Raw genomic sequence first — 17,653 nt, 5'->3', positions numbered from 1 at the left:
CCGGTAAGAGGAGAAATTCTGGATAGAAATGACAACAGCCTTGCCGTAAATACGTCCATCGATCAGGTTGGAATCGTCCCGGGAGAAACGGCAGACGAAGAAGCGGCCGTAGAAGAGCTGGCTTCTCTATTGGATATGGAGGAGTCAGACATTACAGAACTTCTGTCAGAAGAATGGGTCACAGAAGAATCATTTGTGCCGATCAAAAAACTAACTCCGGAAGAGTCTGAATCCCTGCAGGAGATTGAAAATGTAGAAGGAGTGCAGTCCAGGGAAACGACGAGCCGCTACTACCCGCTTGAGGAACAGGCTGCCCATTTAACAGGGTACATTGGAACGATTACCGAAGAAGAGCTCGAAGAACGAGGAGAGGGATACAGCGAAGGGACAGCGCTTGGGAAGGCAGGAGCAGAGTATATATACGAAGAGCGTCTGCGCGGAACGCCGGGCCGGGCTCTTGTCACTACAGAAAGCGGGGAAGTCATTGCTGAACAGCAGGCAGAAGATGGGGAAACCGTTCATTTATCCATTGATACCGATGTGCAGGAAAACCTGTTTAACGAGCTGGACGGCGATTCCGGCACCGCGGCAGCCCTGGATCCAAAAACAGGGGAAACCCTTGGTCTTGTAAGTACACCAGCCTACAACCCAAACAATTATTTGTTCGGCTGGCCGGAAGGAGAATACGAGGAACTGAGTGAAGAAGAAGGACGTCCTTTTTCAGCTAAATTCAACAGTCTTTATGCTCCTGGCTCTACTATCAAGCCGATTACGGCTTCCGTAGGCATGAACCAGGGAAGCCTCGAGCCGGACGAAGAGAAAACAATTACCGGAGAGCAGTGGCAGCCGGACAGCAGCTGGGGAGGCTATTCGATCACAAGAGTTTCCGACAGGCTGGAGCAGGTAGACCTGAGAAATGCATTGATTACGTCCGATAATATCTTTTTTGCCCAAACGGCTTTAAATACCGGCGAAGAAAATTTTGCGGAAGGGCTGAGAAATTTTGGGTTTGATGAGGAACTTCCCTATGATTTTCCAGTGCAGCCGTCCGCAATATCCAATGAAGGATTGGTGTCAGACATTCTGCTCGCCGATACCGGCTACGGGCAGGGACAGATGATGATGTCACCGCTGCATTTAGCCACCACGTATACTACGTTTTTGAACGAAGGGGATATGCTCGTTCCACAGCTGGAAAGATTGAATGACACCGAACCGGAAGTCTGGAAGGAAAACGTTCTTCCTGAAGAAGGAGCTGATGTCATTACGGAAGGGCTGCGAGGCATCGTCGAAAACGAAAACGGCTCCGCGTATGAGCCAGTAAGGGAAGATCTGACCATAGCAGGAAAAACCGGTACAGCTGAACTCAAAACAGAACAGGGGGAAAGCGGCACCGAAAACGGCTGGTTTGTTGCCTACGATTACGAGCAGGAAGATCTGCTTGTCTCGATGATGATTGAAAATGTAGAAGATGAGGGCGGAAGCGGCTACGTCGTGGAGAAAGTAAAAAACGTATTTGAAAATAGAGAAGACTAATTAATACGGTAAAAAAAAGCCGTCTGCTTATTCCAGCAGACGGTCTTTTTTTACTTTAGTTATTGAATAATGTTTTTGACCCGTCCGACATTTCCATTCTCAAGGCGTACTTTAATACCATGAGGGTGCTGGGGTGATTTTGTCAGAATGTCTTTTACAATGCCATTTGTAGTCTTTCCGGTCCGCTGGTCCTGCTTGAGAACGATATCAACCTCTACACCGGGAGATATATCTTTTCTATACTGTCCATTTGCCATTTCTATTCCTGCTTTCTATAATATGCTTCTTCTTATTGTACGGCAGTAAACCTCTTTTGATAAGGGCAGACAAAAAAAGAGTCTAGTGGGCAGACTGCAGGCGGAGCCGGTTTCGATAGACGAGCATGTAGATCCCAAGTGTGGCGAGCACAAGCGTTCCACAGATAATATATACATAAGAATAAGTCATCAGCGAAGCAATCGTGCCGAGCACAAAGGAACCGACAGCAATGCCTGAATCAAACAGCATGAAAAAAGTAGCAGTGGCATGGCTCGTCCGCTCCGGCGGGGAAGCCTGGATAGCCATCGTCTGCAGGCTCGGCAGAATAGAACCGTAGCCCAGGCCGATCAATCCGCCGGCAAGAAGCAGCACAGCCGCTGTGGTGACGGTGCTGAGCAGAAATAAACCTGCAGAAAATACCAGCAGCGAGGGAATAATAACATAAGCTGGTCCCGCCCGGTCAAACAACCGGCCTGTAAATGGACGGGATAGCAGCATGACCGCTGCAAAGCAGACGAAGAACAAATTAACCGCATGAAACAGGTTAATGGATTCCGCGTATACCGAAATAAAAGAAATGACGCCTGCATAGGAAAAAGCAGCTAAAAACCCAATCGCGGATGGCGGAAAGGCTCTTTTTTCAACAAGGTCACTTAGAGCAAGCTCTTTAAAGACCGGCTGCCGGGTCGGAGTTTCTGCCGGGAGCCTGATAAGAAACGTCAGCACAAATCCCAGAATTGAAAAAGCCGCCAGACCGCCGAATAAAACGGTATATGAGACAAAACGAACGGCAGTCAGTGCAATAAACGGACCGACCACCACTGCTAAATTCATGGACATAATAAAATAGCCGAGTCCTTCGCCTTTTCTGGAGGCGGGAACGAGGTCAGCCGCAGCAGCAAGCAGTACAGTAGTCGCAATGCTGAACCAGATGCCGTGAAAGAAACGAAGTGCCAGCAGAAACACAAGCTCATGGGCGAATAAATATAATAGCATGGAGAGGGCGAACAAAAGGACACTCACCATCAGCATTTTCTTCTTGCCGAAGCTTTCGATAATCCGGCCGGCAAAGGCTCTTGTGAGGATGGCGGAAATGAGAAAAATCGTCGTGGCCAGACCTGCCTGTCCCTCTGTGCCGCCGAGTTCCTGCAGAACAAAAATAGGCAGAATCGTCAGCAGCGCATAAAAGGCGAGAAATACAAAAAAGTTATTAATCAGGGCAATCCAGAAAGGCTTTGTCCAGATTTTTTCTGAATTGGTTGGTGACACAGGAGCTACCTTCTTTCTTCCGAGTAATCTATTTTTTCCAACAGCCGGGCAAGCTGCTGTTTTTCACCGGCTGACAGGCGGCAGAGCATGTTTCTTTCGTGGCGCCTTACGCTTTCGTCCACCGCCGGAAAACATGCCAATGCCTTTTCGGTCAGACTGACAACGCGTTCTCGCTTATCGATGCCGGATTGACGCTTTATATAACCGCTCTCTTCGAGCTTCAGCAGCGTGCGGGTAATGGTCGGGGATTCTACATGCAGGTATTCTGCCATTTCTTTCTGCGTCATGCTTCCATTTTTCTTCAGACAGTAAAGAAGGCTCCACTGCGAGCTGAACAGGGCATGTTCCTGAAGCTCATAGTTAATGGATTTCATGGAGAGTCGGACCTTTTGGTGCATGAGTGTAAAAATATCGCGGTCAAGCGTAATAATAATCCCTTCTTTCCATTTAGTTACTTAGGTAATTAATTATTTATTGAGTATAGCTTAAAAAAAGAGGGAAAGCAAAAATAGATTCCCCGGATAAAAATTGATCCCGACTGCATTATTCGTAAAGGGTTTATGATAAAATACAAGAGTGAAAAAAAGCCAAAATACATACAAGGGAGAGATAAAATGAGTAAATTACTAGTATTCGGCCACAAGAGCCCCGATATAGATACGATATGTTCAGCTATCGCGCATGCTGCCTTAAAAAACAAAACAGGAGATGAGGCAGAAGCGGTAAGATTGGGTGAAATAAACGGCGAAACCCAGTATGCCCTCGACTATTTCAAAATCGAAGCACCACGTCTGGTAGAATCGGTTTCCAATGAAACGGACCGCGTCAGCCTTGTAGACCATAATGAAGCGCAGCAAAGCGTGGATGATCTGGCTGAAGTGAGCATCAAAGAAGTAATTGACCACCACCGTATTGCCAATTTCCAAACATCTGAACCGCTTTACTACCGCGCAGAGCCTGTAGGCTGCACCGCAACTATTTTGAACAAAATGTACAAAGAATACGGCGTAGAGATCGATAAAAGCACAGCCGGGCTGATGCTGTCTGCGATTATTTCTGATTCTCTTCTTTTCAAATCGCCAACGTGCACGCATGAAGACGTAGTTGCTGCTGAAGAGCTCGCCGGCATAGCAGGCGTTGATACGGACAGCTATGGCCTGGAAATGCTCAAAGCAGGAGCGGACATCAGCGGCAAGACTGAAGAAGAGCTGATCTCCCTGGATGCTAAAGAATTTTCGATGGGAAATGCAAAAGTACAGATAGCCCAGGTGAATGCTATCGATCCAAACGAAGTGCTGGAGCGTCAGACAGAAATTGAAAAAGTCATGAACGAGGCTGTTCAGAATAATGGACTTGACCTGTTTGTTTTCGTCGTAACTGATATTTTAAACAGTGATTCTATCGCAGTAGCGGTGGGAGAAAAAACGGATGCAGTAGAAAAAGCATTTAATGTGACTTTATCCAACAACAAAGCGGTATTAGAGGGAGTAGTCTCGCGTAAAAAGCAGATTGTTCCTGTTCTGACGGATGCGCTGAAATAAAATCAAAGCTGTCCGGATCTTTTTCCGGACAGGCTTTTTTTTAAGCGGAATTGTTTTGTATGTATTACCAGGAGGAGGAGAGTGGTTGTGGAATCAAGTATTGTATCGTTGAATGTGGGCGTGCCGGAGAATATTTCCTTAAAAAAAGATAAGCAGATTATCTCGGGGATAAATAAACAAAGCGTGGGATGGAAAGCGGTCTTCCTGTCTTTTAACGGCCTGTCAGGAGATGAGCAGGCTGATCTTAAAAATCATGGTGGTCCGGATAAAGCAGTATGTGCCTATCCGGTGGAGCACTATAAACATTGGAAAGACCATCATGACATGAATGTGACCGAAGGAGCCTTTGGAGAGAATCTGCTGCTGCGCGGTATGCCGGAGACAGAAGTCTGCATTGGGGACATTTACGAATGGGGGGAATCTCTCATACAGGTCAGTCAGCCCAGACAGCCATGTTATAAACTTGCAGAAAAGCACGGCATTCCGAAACTTCCTTTATTTGTAAGGGAAAATGGTTTCTCCGGTTATTATTTCAGAGTGCTGAAAGAAGGAATGGTTTCTGCAGAAGATGAATTAATAAAACAGACGAGCGATCCGGCAGTCTCCATTGCGGAAATTAACATGCTGACATACCAGCCTATCAACGATCATGAACCCATTTTTGCTCTTCTTCATAGTCCAGTGCTTGCAGAAAGCTGGAAAAAAACCCTGCGGAAAAAGTATGGTATTACAGAAACGGCAGGAGATGACAGATGAAAAGAAAATGGAGTTTTGCTGCAATGGCAGGAAGCGCCGTTCTTCTTCTCTGCCTGCTTTTCGTATTTTTCCTCTGGGATAACGATCCTTATGATTATCACAGCAGCGGCGTGAATAATGACCTTGATTTATCGAAAGATGATGAGCTTTTTGCTTTTTCTTATTTTCAGCAGGGGGAACGTTCAATTTATACGCTGCCCGTAACAGGAGGAACGCCGGAACCTATCCCCAATGATACGGGAGAGGATCAGCACCAGCCTTCGTTTAATGAAGCAGGAACGGAACTTCTGTATTTATCCGACAGCCCTGAAGGAATAAGCTATTTAAACAAAATCAATCTGCTTACCCTGGAAACAGCCGAGTTAACATCGGAAAACCTACATATAAGAGATGCTGTTTTCTCACCGGATAATGAAAAAGTATACTTCATCGGTATTGAAGCGGATGATTGGTTTGCTGAAGATATGGAAGCTGCGGGCGGCTTTGATGTATACGAAATGGACAGCGGGGGAGGGGAGCCGGTAAAGCTTACGGAAGAAGATAGTTATGTGATGAGTGCGCTTTCGATTGCAGAAGATGGGTCGACGCTTTTTTACAGCACTACCGGGGATGAAGGCGAAGTAGTGAAGGCTTATTCACTCGATGGAGCCGATTCATACGACCAGCTTGTTAACAGACTGCCTTCAGGCGTGTATTCACCGGCGCTTTCTCCAAATGGCCGGGAGTTCGCCTATACAACAGCGTCCGATCTGGCAGATGGAGACATGTATCAGTATGAACTATTTGTTCTTAATATTGAAAATGGAGAAAGCGAACGCCTTACCGAAGGCTCGATGAATGTCGATTCTCCGGTGTTCTTTCATAACTCTGATTATATTGCTTATATGGAGCAGCAGAACTGGCCGCAGGACCCGCCGGTTTTTGAATTGAAAAGCATGAACCTGCAGACTACAGAAGCACATGAAATCCCAATGAACACATCCGGTATTGAAGGAACGTCCCTTCATCCGGCGCAGCTGCTAAATGGTATACTTGATCCCATCGTATTTGGGACGCTGTACACCATTCTGCTTGTAAGCGCCGTTGTTTTCACCGGCCTGGGCGGGGGGAACGTTTATCTTCCTCCGGTGATAGGGACGGTGGTTTCCGGGCTGAGTGCAGCTGCTGCTTTCTTGATAGTGAATTCCAGTCCTTGGGTTATGATAGCGCCCGTGGCGTTCAGCATCGGAATTTCCATCTGCACAGCAGCTGGGTTTGCTGCTGCGTTCATTTGGAAAAAGACTCACAGCAAAAAGAAGCTGCGTAAAGTTTCCTGACAGCTTCTTATTATTTATATAAATACCCAAAATAAATGTTTAAGAGAAGCCCAGTGCGGCTTCTCTTTTTGTATTGCTGCGTTTCAGCCAGCCTGGTAATCACCGCTTTTGCCGCCGGTTTTCCGGAGAAGCTTCGTTTCTTTGATGATCATACCTTTATCAACTGCTTTGCACATGTCGTAAAAAGTCAGCGCAGCTGTAGTCGCAGCGGTGAGGGCTTCCATTTCCACTCCTGTATTGCCTTTGCATTTCACCGTAGCCCGAATGTGCAGCTCCCATCCTTCTTCTGCCTGCTGGTAAGCAAATTCCAAATCTGTTCCCTGGAGGGCAATAGGATGGCACATAGGAATAATGTCGGACGTTTTCTTCGCTCCCATAATACCAGCCAGCTGGGCAGTATGAAGGGGGTCGCCTTTTTTCAGCTGCTGTTTTTCAATTGCCTCATACAGTTCATCGCTTAAGTGAACGATGCTTTGGGCTGTGGCAGACCGGCTCGTTTCCTGTTTTTCAGAAATATCCACCATACGGGCGCGGCCGGATTCATTATAATGTGTGAATTCATCCATCGTTTTTGCTCCTTTTATGCATTCTTGTTTTGTTATTTACGAATGTTTCCAATCTTCAGGTCGATTGATGTTAATAAAATCTTTCTGTGTATCGGGAAATTCCACATACAGTACGTTGATTTCATCAAGCAGGGCTTTCATGCTGCTGTTCTCCGAACCGGCCTTTTCAGCAGCGGCCAGGCAGGAAGAATGATAAAGCCCGTGAAGCGGCTGAAACCGGCCTGCAGAGAGAGGAATAACCGCCTGTTTATCCGGAGAAGTTTCTGCTTTTTCCAATAAGGCAGCAACGAATTCTGCAGTGACGAACGGAACGTCGGCAGCTAAAAGAAACAGCCAGCTGTCCTGCTCCACAAGGCGAAGTGCCTCTTTTAGTGCTGCCAGCGGTCCCGAGAACGGCTCTATTTCTATAATAATGGAAGTCTGAGGGCTGTCGAACCGTCCGGCGAGCTGCTCATTTGTAATAATATATTCTTTTTTCAATACCGGCTCCTTCAAAAGCATCCAGGCTGTACTGATATAAAGGCTTTCCGTTATAAATCTCAAACATTTTCGCCCGTCCGTACCGGGAGGATCGGCCTCCTGCCAGCACAGCTCCTGCTGCGGTAATGCTCATTTGGTTAACTCTCCGATTAAATGGGGAAGAGAAGGAATAATAAGCTTCTCCATTCCAAGCTGGACGGCATTGCTTGAACCCGGCAGGGCAAATACCGCCGTGCTGCCGATACTTCCACCAATAGCCCGGCTGAACAGGGCCTTAGCGCCAATTTCTTCATAGCTGAGCATCCGAAACAGCTCTCCGTATCCGTGCAGTTCCTTATCCAGGAGAGAAGCAACGGCTTCATATGTGACATCTTTTGGGGAAACGCCGGTTCCACCGTTCATAATAACAGCCTGAATCATTGGATCCTCTACCCATTTGCTGATCTGCTGTTCAATAACCCGGCGGTCGTCTTTTATAATGCTGTAGTCCTGAACGTGAAAGCCGGCATCCTCGAGAAAAGAATGAATAAGTTTTCCGCTTTTATCTTCTGCTTTTCCTCTTGTATCGGACATCGTCAGAACGGCTGCCCTTAGAGAATGTGCGTCGTTTTCGTGATGCATTCTTTTAATTCTCCTTTCCATATGTGTTAGAATTAGTCTCTAAAGAAGGTACAGGCTGTTTTCTGTTTATTATTCTATCAGCTTTTTTCCGAATAAGGATACTAAAACAAATGACGGTGCTGTTTTTCTCATCGACCGAACCTAATCCAGAACGCTTAAAACCCTGGCATTTTTGTTAGACAGGGGACAAAGCAGATGAATGTTATAGACAGGAATGGAACGTTTTCCACTGCCTGAACGTTTTTATATATTATCCTTATGCTATGAAGCAGAGGATGGCACCATCCCGTGCTTTTCCAAGAAACCATTGGCCGGCCGGAGTTTTTATCTATTCGCAGGGGGGATTAAGATGTTGAAGCAAAGCCCGACGCTCGACCAATACAAACGGCCTCTGCAGGATCTGCGCATTTCAATTATGGACCGCTGTAATTTTAGATGCTCTTACTGCATGCCAAAAGAAATATTCGGGGATGATTATGTTTTTATGCCGGAAGAGGAGCTGCTGTCTTTCTCAGAAATCACGATGCTGGCAGAAGAATTTGCTGCACTCGGTGTAAAAAAACTAAGGCTCACAGGCGGCGAGCCGCTGCTTAGAAAAAACGTACCCGACCTGATAGAACGGCTTGTGAAAATAGAAGGAATTGAAGATATCGCCCTTACAACGAACGGCGTTCATTTAGTAAAACAGGCCAAAGCGCTCAAAGAAGCCGGTCTGATGCGGATTAACCTCAGCCTGGATGCAATCGATCCAAAGGTGTTTCAGGAAATGAACGGACGGAAAGTAAAACCGGATATTGTTCTGAAAGGAATGCAGGCTGCAGTTGATGCCGGCCTGCATGTGAAAGTGAACATGGTTGTTCGAAAAGGGGTCAATGACCAGGAAGTGGTTCCGATGGCCAGATACTGCAAAGATATAGGCGTGACGCTCCGCTTTATTGAATTTATGGATGTTGGCCAGACGAACGGCTGGGACTATTCACAGGTCGTTACAAAAAAAGAACTGTTGGAGATGGTTTCCACGATTGCACCACTGCAGCCGCTTGAGCGGGACTATCTGGGCGAAGTCGCGAACCGCTATGGATATGAAGGGTCCAACGTTGAGGTAGGGTTTATTTCCTCTGTATCGGATGCGTTCTGCGGAACGTGCACGAGAGCAAGAATATCTGCAGACGGTAAACTTTTCACCTGTCTTTTTGCCGAAACCGGCACCGATCTAAAGACCCTTGTAAGAAGCGGAGCTTCCACGGATGAAGTCAGGCATTTTATTGAAAACGTATGGAACGGCCGGACGGATCGCTATTCAGAAGAACGGACCGAAGAAACCGTGAAAAACCGTAAAAAAATTGAGATGTCCTATATCGGAGGATAAAACAGCATGAATGATAGATACTCAAGGCAGATTCTTTTTCCAGGCATAGGACCAGACGGCCAGGCCAGTCTGCAGACAAAGCATGCCCTTATACTGGGCGCAGGCGCCCTCGGCAGTGCTGCCGCCGAAACGCTAGTACGCGCCGGCGTCGGAGAATTAACCATTATTGACCGGGACTACGTGGAGTGGAGCAATCTTCCGAGACAGCAGCTGTATGGAGAAAAAGAAGCGGAGGCGAAGATGCCAAAAGCCGTTGCGGCCAAAGAGCGTCTGCAGGCGATCCGGAGCGATGCAGTGATTCACAGCCTCGTCATGGATGCGACAGCTGAAAAGCTCGAAGACATCGCCCCGGGACTGGATATTTTAATCGACGGATCGGATAATTTCGATATTCGATTTATTTTGAACGATCTTTCCCAGAAATACAGGATTCCATGGGTGTTCGGAGCCTGCGCCGGAAGCTATGGTATGAGCTTCACGATTATTCCGGGAGAAACGCCCTGCCTGCAGTGTATTCTGCCGGCCATTCCCGCATTCAGCGTAACGTGTGAAACAGACGGCGTTATTGCTCCAGCGGTGCAGATGACGTCAGCCTATCAGACGGCAGAAGCGCTTAAGATCCTTTCCGGCCGAACGGAAGCAGTCCAGACGAAGCTGACGCTGTTTGACGTCTGGAAAAATCAGCATCACGCCATACAGGTCGGCAAAACGAAAAAAGATACGTGTCCTTCCTGCGGCACCTCACCGGCATATGCGCATTTAGCCGGCGCAGATGATACGAAGATGGCGGTGCTCTGCGGCAGGGATACGGTCCAGATTCGTCCCGAAACGTCACGGTCCTATGATTTTACGTATTTGGAAACTAAGCTCAGCCGGCACGGCCGGGTACAGAAAAACCCTTACCTGCTGTCCTGCGCGCTTCCAGACTACCGTCTGGTCGTTTTCCGGGATGGACGGGTGCTCGTTCACGGCACGAAGAAAGTAGAGCAGGCCAAAGCAATTTATGAAAAATACTTTTTATCGTAAGGAAGATGCCGAATGGTGGAAAAAAGAAAACCAATGCCCGTAGAAGACGCGGTCCGTACCGTCATGAAGCAGACACTTGCAGCGGAAACGGAAATGCTTCCGCTCGCCGAGGCCCATGGCCGTATGCTGCGGAAGATAACGGCGGATCATGATGTGCCGCCTTTTAATAAATCTCCATATGATGGGTTGCCGTGCGGTCCGAAGATACGACAGGAGCCGCCAGAGACCATCCTGTCACTTTAACCGTAGCTGGTGAAATCGGAGCGGGCTCCGTATTTCCGCGCCCGGTGGAAAAAGGGGAAGTCGTACGGATTATGACCGGCGCCCAGATGCCCGCCGGGTGTGACGCGGTAGTTATGCTGGAACTTGTAAAGGAACTAGGGTCTGACGAGATAGAATTAAAGCGGGAGATTAAGCATCACGACAATATTTCCTTTCAGGGAGAAGATGCTAAAAAAGGCACAGTACTCGTAGAAAAAGGGACATTTATTAACCCGGGTATTTCGGCACTGCTGGCGACCTTCGGCTTTGCCCAGGTTTCTGTGGCAAAAAAACCCCGGGTCGGGATTATAGCGACAGGCAGTGAACTGCTCGAAGCAGGAGAACCGCTTGAACCGGGAAAGATCCGCAACAGCAATGCATACATGGCAATCGCCCAGGTCGAAAGGGCCGGCGGGGAAGCCGTGTATTTCGGGAAATTTAACGATGACTTTGATGACTGCCTGCAGGCGACAACTGAAGCCCTTCAGGTAGTGGACGCTTTAATTACAACAGGTGGTGTGTCCGTAGGAGACTATGATTACATGCCGGCTATTTTCGAAAGCCTGGGAGCAGAAGTGTTGTTTAATAAAGTAGCGATGCGCCCGGGAAGCGTCACGACAGTGGCGGCAGCGGGCAGTAAAGTACTGTTTGGACTGTCCGGAAATCCTTCAGCCTGTTACGTTGGATTTGAGCTGTTTGTACGTCCGTTAATGAGAACGGCGATGAAAAGCAGCCGGCCGCACTTGAAAAAACAGTCCGCTTTCTTAGCAATGGACTTTCCAAAGGCAAATCCATTTACCCGTTTTGTGCGCGCATCTTCGTATGTAGAAGATGGAAAGGTGTACGTCAAGCCCGCGGGTCTTGATAAATCAGGCTCGGTCACATCGATTGCCGGAGCAGATGTATTTATTGTTCTGCCGGGGGGCACGAGAGGCTACGAAAAAGGAATGAAAGTAGATACCCTTCTGCTTGAAGATACAGAGGGAAGTGAATGGCCGTGGAGCAGCATCGTCCCGTCTTACAGATAACCGGCTTCCAAAACAGCGGCAAAACGACGCTTGCGGAAAAACTCATCCGTGCTTTTTCAGACATGGGGTGGAGCACAGGTACGATCAAACATCACGGACACGGCGGTAAGCCGGACAGTTTAGAAGATAAAGACAGCGGAAGGCACCTGGCAGCAGGTGCTTCTGCTGCATTTGTAGAGGGAGGCGGCATGCTTCATATCCAGTCACCGGGCGCCGGATGGACCCTCGAGCGCTTAATTGACGCCCAGGCTTTGTTTGATCCGGATATTATACTGGTGGAAGGCTATAAGAAAGCAGGATACCCAAAAGTTGTCATGATCCGAACAAAAGCAGATATGGAGCAGTTAAAAGACAGTGAGCAGGTACTCTGTTTCATCTCCTGGGATAAAAACCTGACAGAAGAAAAGACTCCTGTGTTTTTTATAGAAGATACACCGAAGTATATGGAATTTATTATAAATCAAATGAGGGACGCTTTATGACAGATGATACGTTGTTTTCTATTTCCAGCCGTCCGATTAATCCGGCAGATCTTATTAAAAAAGTGGAGCACCGCAACTGCGGCGCCATTACGACTTTTATAGGAACCGTCCGGGAAATGACGCACGGAAAAAAAACGCTGCGCTTGGAATATCAGGCTTATGAAAAAATGGCCGTAAAAAAGCTCGAAGAGATCGGCAGCGAAATGGAAGAAAAGTGGCCGGGGACCATTACAGCAATTACCCATCGCACCGGAATGCTTGATATTTCGGATATTGCTGTAGTAATCGCCGTTTCTTCGCCGCATCGGAAAGCGGCGTACGAAGCAAACGAATATGCCATTGAACGAATTAAGGAAATCGTTCCGATCTGGAAGAAGGAATACTGGGAAGACGGCACGAAATGGATAGGAGATCAGCTGGAGAACACTTCTTATGAAAAAGGATTCCCGGAAAAAGGAGAGAAATGAAATGATTAAAGTATTGTTTTTTGCCCGCCTTCAGGACGAGGCTGGAACAGAAGCACTGGAAGCACAGAAAGCGGGACAGACGGTTCAGGAAATAAAAGCATGGCTGAAAGAAGAGTATCAGTTGTCTTCCTTGGATCAGGCAATGGCCGCGGTAAACGAAGAATTTGCGGATAATGAAGATACGCTTTCCGATGGCGACACAATTGCATTTATTCCACCGGTAAGCGGCGGATAAAATATGGAAAAGAATGGTGGGGAAGCCGAATGATATCATTTCAAAAACCAAAAGCAGAACAGTTTTTTCAAACGACAGTTATCCAGCAATTTGCTGTGAATGCAGAAGAATCCCAATTAATGTTCAGTTCCAACATGAATGGAGCGTTTAACATCTGGGGCATGGATCTTCCCCATACGTTTCCTTATCCGCTGACGTTTATCAATCAGAACTGTCACGGTATTCATTATGCGGAAAACTCCGATTTTGCCGTCGTCAGCTTTGATGAAAACGGAGATGAAAACAGCCAGCTGTATGCCATGCCGCCGGAAGGAGGGCAGCTTGTTCCGCTCCGCACCGGAGAAGGGGAAAGACATTTCTTCGGCTCTCTTTCTGAAGACGGGAAACGTCTGTATTATACAACGACAAGGGACAATGCGACTTTTTTGAATACGTACTGCTATGACCTGGAAAATGATACGGAAAAGAAGCTGATCGAAGGAAGCGGAGGAGCCACCTATTTTTCGGCGCGGAGTCCGGAGGAACAGACGATTGCGTTCATCCGCCATTTTGCCAATACATATGTTCTTGGTTATCTGCATAAAGGGGGCAAAGAAGTACAGCTCACCCCGGATAACGGAGAACAGCATACGGTATCGGATATGGTATTTACAGGTGAAAAAGATATGTATCTGCTTACCAACTATGGGGAAGATTTTACCTATCTGGCTCATTTTGACGTAGAAAACGAGCAGTTTACAAAGGTAGTAAATGCCCCGGAAGGCGAATTCTCCAGCCTTCATTTTGATAAGGATAGAAAGAAGCTGTACTTGTCTGCTTCTCTTGGTGTAGAGGATCTTCTCTATATGTATTCCCTGGAGGGGAAAACGCTGGATAACATAGAGACACCCGTGGATGTAATCGAGCAGATTACGATAGGGAAAAGCGGAGCGGTGTACTTGATGGGACGCCGTGCCGTTGAACCGTTTAATATTTTTAAGCTAGCTGACGGGTCCGGGGACTGGGAGCGCCTGACTTCTTTTAAAGTTCCCGGTATTGCAGAAGAAAGTCTCGTAGATCCGGATGTGATCCGCTATCCTTCCTATGACGGGCTGGAAATAGAAGCGCTCTACTTTAAAGCAAAGCCGGAGGTGGATAACGGATACCTGATTCACTGGCCGCACGGTGGTCCACAGGCGTCAGAACGTAAGATGTTCCGGGCATTGTTCCAGCTGCTTTTAAACCGGGGCTACAGTATTATTGCCCCGAACTTCCGGGGATCGACAGGCTACGGTCTCTCTTTCATGAAAATGGTGGAAGGCGACTGGGGATACGGACCGAGGCTGGATAATGTAAAAGCAATTGATTATATGATCGAACAGGGATATGCAGATAAAGACAAAATTCTGCTGATGGGCGGAAGCTACGGCGGCTATATGGCACTGCTGCTGCACGGACGGCATGCAGACTATTATCAGGCTGTAGTCGATATCTTCGGGGTATCCAACTTGTTCAGCTTCGTAGAATCGGTACCCGAGCACTGGAAACCGGTTATGAAACAGTGGGTTGGGGATCCGGAAGCAGATAAAGCGAAGTTTACAGAAGATACGCCGATTACGTACCTTGATTCAATGACCAAACCGATGCTTGTGATTCAGGGAGCGAATGATCCACGCGTAGTGAAAGCAGAATCGGACCAGATCGTAGAAGCATTAAAAGAAAAAGGCGCGGCTGTAGAATATATCGTGCTCGAAGATGAAGGCCACGGCTTTTCAAAGAAAGAAAACGAAATCAATGTATACAAAAGCGTGCTCGCCTTTTTTGAAAAATATACGAAGCACTAACACAATAAAAGAAAAAACGGAGCTGTTCCAAAAGTCCACTAAAAAAACAGGACCGGGCGGAAGCTTTCGGCAGACCATGCCTCAGCTAAAAAGGGGAAAATTGGCCTTTTTATCTTCACCGATGGCTGTTCTGCCCGAGGAGTCACCGCCTGGTCTTTGTTAAAATTTACAACAGAAATAACCATTTAGGTAACGGAAAAAACCTCGTATTCCTTTCAACAGGAATACGAGGTTTTTTGATAGATTTTTTTTTTCTCATTAAAATAAAATTTACAAAATAGGTCCTGGGACAGCCCCGTTTTATTCAGGCTGCAGAAAACCATAGGAATCAAAAACTTCTTCTGCTTCCGGTCCGGTAAGGTAATTAAGCGCCTCACGGGCGTTTTCATTTTCTGCTCCATCGGCTGTAAGAGCAATTGGGTATTCGATCGGAGAGTGAAGAGCGGGATCGACTGCTGTTACGATATCCACCTGATCAGTAGAGGGGGCATCGGTTGCATAGACAAAACCTGTCTCTGTTTCGCCGCTGGCAACAAAAAGTACAGCTTCTTTCACATTACGGGACTGAACGATTTTATGTTTAATTTCATCAAAAATACCGAGCGACTCCATCATTTCCTGTGTATAGATTCCGGCCGCAGCATCGGTCGGGGTTCCGGCCGCTAATTTATCTACGGCATCCGTCGTTAAGTCGTCAAGACCACTCAGCTTTTCCGGTTCACCAGCATTTTTCGATCATTACCAGCTCATTTGCAAGTACGTTCTGCCTGGATTCCTGGTCGATCAGCTGTTCCTCTTCAAGAACATCCATTGATGTATTGGATGCACTGAAAAAAATGTCAGCATCTGTCCCGCCGGCTATTTCTTCCTGCAGAGTGCCCGAGCCTTCAAAGGTAAATGTTACGTCTGTACCGAGAGCCGTTTCCAGTTCTTCTTCCATCGATTCAAGCGAATCCTGAAGACTGGTGGCAGCATAAATATTTATAGCATCCTCTTCCTCGGCCGCCTGTCCGCAGGCAGCAAAAAGAGGAAGAAGCGGAAGGAAAACAAAGAATATTCGTTTCATACAAAAGCAACCTTTCTTCTCAATATTAACTGAGGTTCTTCTACTTAGTGTAATCGAAATTCCCGGCGCCGGGAAAAGAAAAGCCTCCCATTTTGTGAATGGGAGGCGAACTTTATACAGCCAGATCGGCAATAGCTTTATTTCGCTCAGCCTGTTCCTCTGGATCAGCAAGATCATATTTTTTTAAAAGATGAAACAATTCATTGAGTCTTTCCTGGGAAAGCTCTTCTGTAAGAAGGAGATCTGCTTTTTGAGAAATATCTTTCGGCATAAAGCCGCGCTGGCTGTTCAGCTTTTCTTTTACCTGTTCCGGTGTGTGGTCGATACTGCAGGAACTCATGTAAAAACCTCCTTGATTATGAATGAATACGTTCCGGATGGGAATATACATTAAATGACTGTCCTCGTATAAAGCCTACAGCTGTAATGTTTAAGTCTTCGGCCAGTTCAATTGCCAGGTTGGTAGGTGCGGACTTGGAAAGCACGACGCCCACACCTATTTTCGCAGCCTTTGTTAATACTTCTGAGGATAGGCGTCCGCTGAATACAAGCACCTTGTCCCGGACGGGAATCTGGTTCTGCAGGCAGTAGCCGTATAATTTATCGAGAGCGTTATGACGTCCAATGTCAGTTCTGCTTACAATAAGCTTCTCCGGCGTTCCAATGGAGGCATTATGAACCCCGCCGGTGCCTTTGAATAACGTGCTTTCTTCCTGCATGTTTTTCATTAACTGAATGCATTGGGAAGCGGAAAGGGTAACTGCTGATACCGCTGTTTTGGTTGTTTTGACATCGCTCTGAAAATAGAACTGGCGGCTTTTGCCGCAGCAAGAGCCGATTACCCGTTTCGAGTACTGCGCGGGCTGCATGGTTTTGCCGTTCGCAAGCTGAACGTAGGCAAAGCCTTTACTTTCATCGATTTCAAGCGAAGCAATCTCTTTATAAAACAAGATCACTCCTTCAGAAGCGAGAAAGCCGATCACCATTTCTTCAAAATGAGTGGGAGTGCAGACCATTGTAGCAAATTCTTCACCGTTCACATAAATAGTAAGCGGAAATTCGGTAACGATGCTGTCCTCTATTTCAGAAAAGGCCTCCCGGTCATAGCGTACGATAGACCGTGTCAGACTCATCTTATCTGCTGATTGTTCGATAGCCATAGTCGTACCTCTTTTCGTAGGAGCGTTACCTTAATGAAAACACATTCATGAACAGGAAACAACTATTCCGCCGGTCATAAATTTTTCTTGTACTTTCGATGAAAACAGGATATGATTTATACAAAGTTCATGCACGTGAAGCGATAAAATCCCGAGGCAGCGACCCTGTTATCGGTTTTATTTGCAGCACATTTGTAAGCGATTACCTTTGGTGGAAAAGTAGCGCATACCTGCTTAATACTAAACGTCGTCCGACTTTTTAAGGGATACTTGTATCCTTTTGGAGAGCTGGCGGCGTTTTTTCTGTTTTAAAAGCAAGTATTCCACCGAAATCAGCACCTTACACCGTTTTTATACTATGACATGAAAGAGGAGAAAAGAAATGGGAAAAAC

Annotated in this window: 21 protein-coding genes and 1 pseudogene; 11 read left to right on the top strand and 11 right to left on the bottom strand. The window is 47.0% G+C overall.

Annotation, left to right across the window (positions count from 1 at the left end; all coding sequences use genetic code 11):
* On the top strand, positions 1-1,536 hold a 1,536-nt coding region (locus MMY81_RS31845), incomplete at its 5' end, for a peptidoglycan D,D-transpeptidase FtsI family protein (RefSeq protein ID WP_252315981.1).
* A 59-nt stretch (positions 1,537-1,595) separates the two neighbouring features.
* On the opposite strand, the gene MMY81_RS31840 is transcribed toward MMY81_RS31845, so the two are convergent.
* From MMY81_RS31840 to MMY81_RS31830, 3 genes are all read right to left on the bottom strand, one after another.
* Positions 1,596-1,793, bottom strand: coding sequence for a YwbE family protein (locus MMY81_RS31840; protein ID WP_252315980.1), 198 nt, complete (start codon positions 1,791-1,793; stop codon positions 1,596-1,598).
* A gap of 82 nt (positions 1,794-1,875) precedes the next feature.
* Positions 1,876-3,063, bottom strand: coding sequence for an MFS transporter (locus MMY81_RS31835; RefSeq protein ID WP_252315979.1), 1,188 nt, complete (start codon positions 3,061-3,063; stop codon positions 1,876-1,878).
* Positions 3,064-3,068: 5 nt separating this feature from the next.
* A complete protein-coding gene (locus MMY81_RS31830) occupies positions 3,069-3,437 on the bottom strand; it encodes a MarR family winged helix-turn-helix transcriptional regulator (RefSeq protein ID WP_252315978.1) in 369 nt (122 codons plus the stop codon).
* Positions 3,438-3,677: 240 nt separating this feature from the next.
* Here MMY81_RS31830 and MMY81_RS31825 point away from each other — a divergent pair, with 240 nt between their 5' ends.
* The 3 genes from MMY81_RS31825 to MMY81_RS31815 all read left to right on the top strand — a co-directional run bounded on the left by MMY81_RS31825 (position 3,678) and on the right by MMY81_RS31815 (position 6,676).
* Positions 3,678-4,604 (top strand): manganese-dependent inorganic pyrophosphatase, encoded by a 927-nt coding sequence (locus MMY81_RS31825; protein ID WP_252315977.1) that lies wholly within the window; start codon positions 3,678-3,680, stop codon positions 4,602-4,604.
* Between the two features lie 81 nt (positions 4,605-4,685).
* Positions 4,686-5,360, top strand: coding sequence for an MOSC domain-containing protein (locus tag MMY81_RS31820; protein ID WP_252315976.1), 675 nt, complete (start codon positions 4,686-4,688; stop codon positions 5,358-5,360).
* On the top strand, positions 5,357-6,676 hold the full coding sequence (locus tag MMY81_RS31815) for a TolB family protein (protein WP_252315975.1): 1,320 nt from the start codon (positions 5,357-5,359) through the stop codon (positions 6,674-6,676). Before MMY81_RS31820 ends, MMY81_RS31815 begins: the two co-directional genes overlap by 4 nt.
* An 83-nt stretch (positions 6,677-6,759) precedes the next feature.
* Here MMY81_RS31815 and moaC read toward each other — a convergent pair whose 3' ends face one another.
* The 4 genes from moaC to MMY81_RS31795 are packed head-to-tail and all read right to left on the bottom strand — an operon-like array spanning position 6,760 to position 8,343.
* Positions 6,760-7,242, bottom strand: coding sequence for a cyclic pyranopterin monophosphate synthase MoaC (gene moaC, locus MMY81_RS31810; RefSeq protein WP_252315974.1), 483 nt, complete (start codon positions 7,240-7,242; stop codon positions 6,760-6,762).
* Between the two features lie 36 nt (positions 7,243-7,278).
* Positions 7,279-7,722, bottom strand: a complete 444-nt coding sequence (gene mobA / locus MMY81_RS31805; RefSeq protein WP_252315973.1) for a molybdenum cofactor guanylyltransferase — start codon at positions 7,720-7,722, stop codon at positions 7,279-7,281.
* Positions 7,694-7,855: an NTP transferase domain-containing protein gene (locus MMY81_RS31800; protein WP_252315972.1), complete on the bottom strand. Its 162-nt coding sequence runs from the start codon at positions 7,853-7,855 to the stop codon at positions 7,694-7,696. Before MMY81_RS31800 ends, mobA begins: the two co-directional genes overlap by 29 nt.
* A complete protein-coding gene (locus tag MMY81_RS31795; protein WP_252315971.1) occupies positions 7,852-8,343 on the bottom strand; it encodes a MogA/MoaB family molybdenum cofactor biosynthesis protein in 492 nt (163 codons plus the stop codon). Before MMY81_RS31795 ends, MMY81_RS31800 begins: the two co-directional genes overlap by 4 nt.
* A 349-nt stretch (positions 8,344-8,692) precedes the next feature.
* On the opposite strand from MMY81_RS31795, the gene moaA reads away from it, so the two are divergent.
* The 7 genes and pseudogenes from moaA to MMY81_RS31760 all read left to right on the top strand — a co-directional run bounded on the left by moaA (position 8,693) and on the right by MMY81_RS31760 (position 15,034).
* A complete protein-coding gene (moaA, locus tag MMY81_RS31790) occupies positions 8,693-9,712 on the top strand; it encodes a GTP 3',8-cyclase MoaA (RefSeq protein WP_252315970.1) in 1,020 nt (339 codons plus the stop codon).
* Between the two features lie 6 nt (positions 9,713-9,718).
* Complete coding sequence (locus MMY81_RS31785; protein ID WP_252315969.1) at positions 9,719-10,738, top strand: ThiF family adenylyltransferase; 1,020 nt, start codon at positions 9,719-9,721, stop codon at positions 10,736-10,738.
* 12 nt (positions 10,739-10,750) lie between these two features.
* Positions 10,751-12,027, top strand: a pseudogene (locus tag MMY81_RS31780) (molybdopterin molybdotransferase MoeA).
* On the top strand, positions 11,991-12,509 hold the full coding sequence (gene mobB / locus MMY81_RS31775) for a molybdopterin-guanine dinucleotide biosynthesis protein B (RefSeq protein WP_252315968.1): 519 nt from the start codon (positions 11,991-11,993) through the stop codon (positions 12,507-12,509). The pseudogene MMY81_RS31780 and the gene mobB overlap by 37 nt, the downstream one beginning before the upstream one ends.
* The gene (locus tag MMY81_RS31770) at positions 12,506-12,976 is read left to right on the top strand and encodes a molybdenum cofactor biosynthesis protein MoaE (protein WP_252315967.1); all 471 of its coding nucleotides are present in this window, start codon (positions 12,506-12,508) and stop codon (positions 12,974-12,976) included. Before mobB ends, MMY81_RS31770 begins: the two co-directional genes overlap by 4 nt.
* Position 12,977: 1 nt before the next feature.
* Positions 12,978-13,211, top strand: a complete 234-nt coding sequence (moaD, locus tag MMY81_RS31765) for a molybdopterin converting factor subunit 1 (RefSeq protein ID WP_252315966.1) — start codon at positions 12,978-12,980, stop codon at positions 13,209-13,211.
* A gap of 29 nt (positions 13,212-13,240) precedes the next feature.
* Complete coding sequence (locus MMY81_RS31760; RefSeq protein ID WP_252315965.1) at positions 13,241-15,034, top strand: S9 family peptidase; 1,794 nt, start codon at positions 13,241-13,243, stop codon at positions 15,032-15,034.
* A 300-nt stretch (positions 15,035-15,334) separates the two neighbouring features.
* On the opposite strand, the gene modA is transcribed toward MMY81_RS31760, so the two are convergent.
* The 4 genes from modA to fdhD form a co-directional block, all read right to left on the bottom strand.
* The gene (gene modA, locus MMY81_RS31755) at positions 15,335-15,742 is read right to left on the bottom strand and encodes a molybdate ABC transporter substrate-binding protein (protein ID WP_252315982.1); all 408 of its coding nucleotides are present in this window, start codon (positions 15,740-15,742) and stop codon (positions 15,335-15,337) included.
* 10 nt (positions 15,743-15,752) lie between these two features.
* The gene (locus MMY81_RS31750) at positions 15,753-16,100 is read right to left on the bottom strand and encodes a substrate-binding domain-containing protein (RefSeq protein WP_252315964.1); all 348 of its coding nucleotides are present in this window, start codon (positions 16,098-16,100) and stop codon (positions 15,753-15,755) included.
* A gap of 112 nt (positions 16,101-16,212) precedes the next feature.
* On the bottom strand, positions 16,213-16,440 hold the full coding sequence (locus MMY81_RS31745; RefSeq protein ID WP_252315963.1) for a group-specific protein: 228 nt from the start codon (positions 16,438-16,440) through the stop codon (positions 16,213-16,215).
* Between the two features lie 16 nt (positions 16,441-16,456).
* The gene (gene fdhD, locus MMY81_RS31740) at positions 16,457-17,260 is read right to left on the bottom strand and encodes a formate dehydrogenase accessory sulfurtransferase FdhD (RefSeq protein ID WP_252315962.1); all 804 of its coding nucleotides are present in this window, start codon (positions 17,258-17,260) and stop codon (positions 16,457-16,459) included.
* Positions 17,261-17,653: the final 393 nt, after the last annotated feature.

It is taken from the genome of Sinobaca sp. H24 (assembly GCF_023845525.1).
Note: the sequence above shows the minus strand (reverse complement) of the source record. Positions and strands in the feature narration are given on the sequence as shown.

Excerpts from the sequence above, each read along its gene's own strand:
- MMY81_RS31770 (WP_252315967.1), top strand. The coding sequence starts at position 12,506 with ATGACAGATGATACGTTGTTTTCTATTTCCAGCCGTCCGATTAATCCG.
- MMY81_RS31825 (WP_252315977.1), top strand. The coding sequence starts at position 3,678 with ATGAGTAAATTACTAGTATTCGGCCACAAGAGCCCCGATATAGATACG.
- MMY81_RS31785 (WP_252315969.1), top strand. The coding sequence starts at position 9,719 with ATGAATGATAGATACTCAAGGCAGATTCTTTTTCCAGGCATAGGACCA.
- MMY81_RS31750 (WP_252315964.1), bottom strand. The coding sequence starts at position 16,100 with ATGAAACGAATATTCTTTGTTTTCCTTCCGCTTCTTCCTCTTTTTGCT.
- moaC (WP_252315974.1), bottom strand. The coding sequence starts at position 7,242 with ATGGATGAATTCACACATTATAATGAATCCGGCCGCGCCCGTATGGTG.
- moaA (WP_252315970.1), top strand. The coding sequence starts at position 8,693 with ATGTTGAAGCAAAGCCCGACGCTCGACCAATACAAACGGCCTCTGCAG.
- MMY81_RS31830 (WP_252315978.1), bottom strand. The coding sequence starts at position 3,437 with ATGAAATCCATTAACTATGAGCTTCAGGAACATGCCCTGTTCAGCTCG.
- MMY81_RS31815 (WP_252315975.1), top strand. The coding sequence starts at position 5,357 with ATGAAAAGAAAATGGAGTTTTGCTGCAATGGCAGGAAGCGCCGTTCTT.
- MMY81_RS31800 (WP_252315972.1), bottom strand. The coding sequence starts at position 7,855 with ATGAGCATTACCGCAGCAGGAGCTGTGCTGGCAGGAGGCCGATCCTCC.
- moaD (WP_252315966.1), top strand. The coding sequence starts at position 12,978 with ATGATTAAAGTATTGTTTTTTGCCCGCCTTCAGGACGAGGCTGGAACA.
- MMY81_RS31795 (WP_252315971.1), bottom strand. The coding sequence starts at position 8,343 with ATGCATCACGAAAACGACGCACATTCTCTAAGGGCAGCCGTTCTGACG.
- MMY81_RS31760 (WP_252315965.1), top strand. The coding sequence starts at position 13,241 with ATGATATCATTTCAAAAACCAAAAGCAGAACAGTTTTTTCAAACGACA.
- mobB (WP_252315968.1), top strand. The coding sequence starts at position 11,991 with ATGGCCGTGGAGCAGCATCGTCCCGTCTTACAGATAACCGGCTTCCAA.
- MMY81_RS31840 (WP_252315980.1), bottom strand. The coding sequence starts at position 1,793 with ATGGCAAATGGACAGTATAGAAAAGATATATCTCCCGGTGTAGAGGTT.
- MMY81_RS31745 (WP_252315963.1), bottom strand. The coding sequence starts at position 16,440 with ATGAGTTCCTGCAGTATCGACCACACACCGGAACAGGTAAAAGAAAAG.
- fdhD (WP_252315962.1), bottom strand. The coding sequence starts at position 17,260 with ATGGCTATCGAACAATCAGCAGATAAGATGAGTCTGACACGGTCTATC.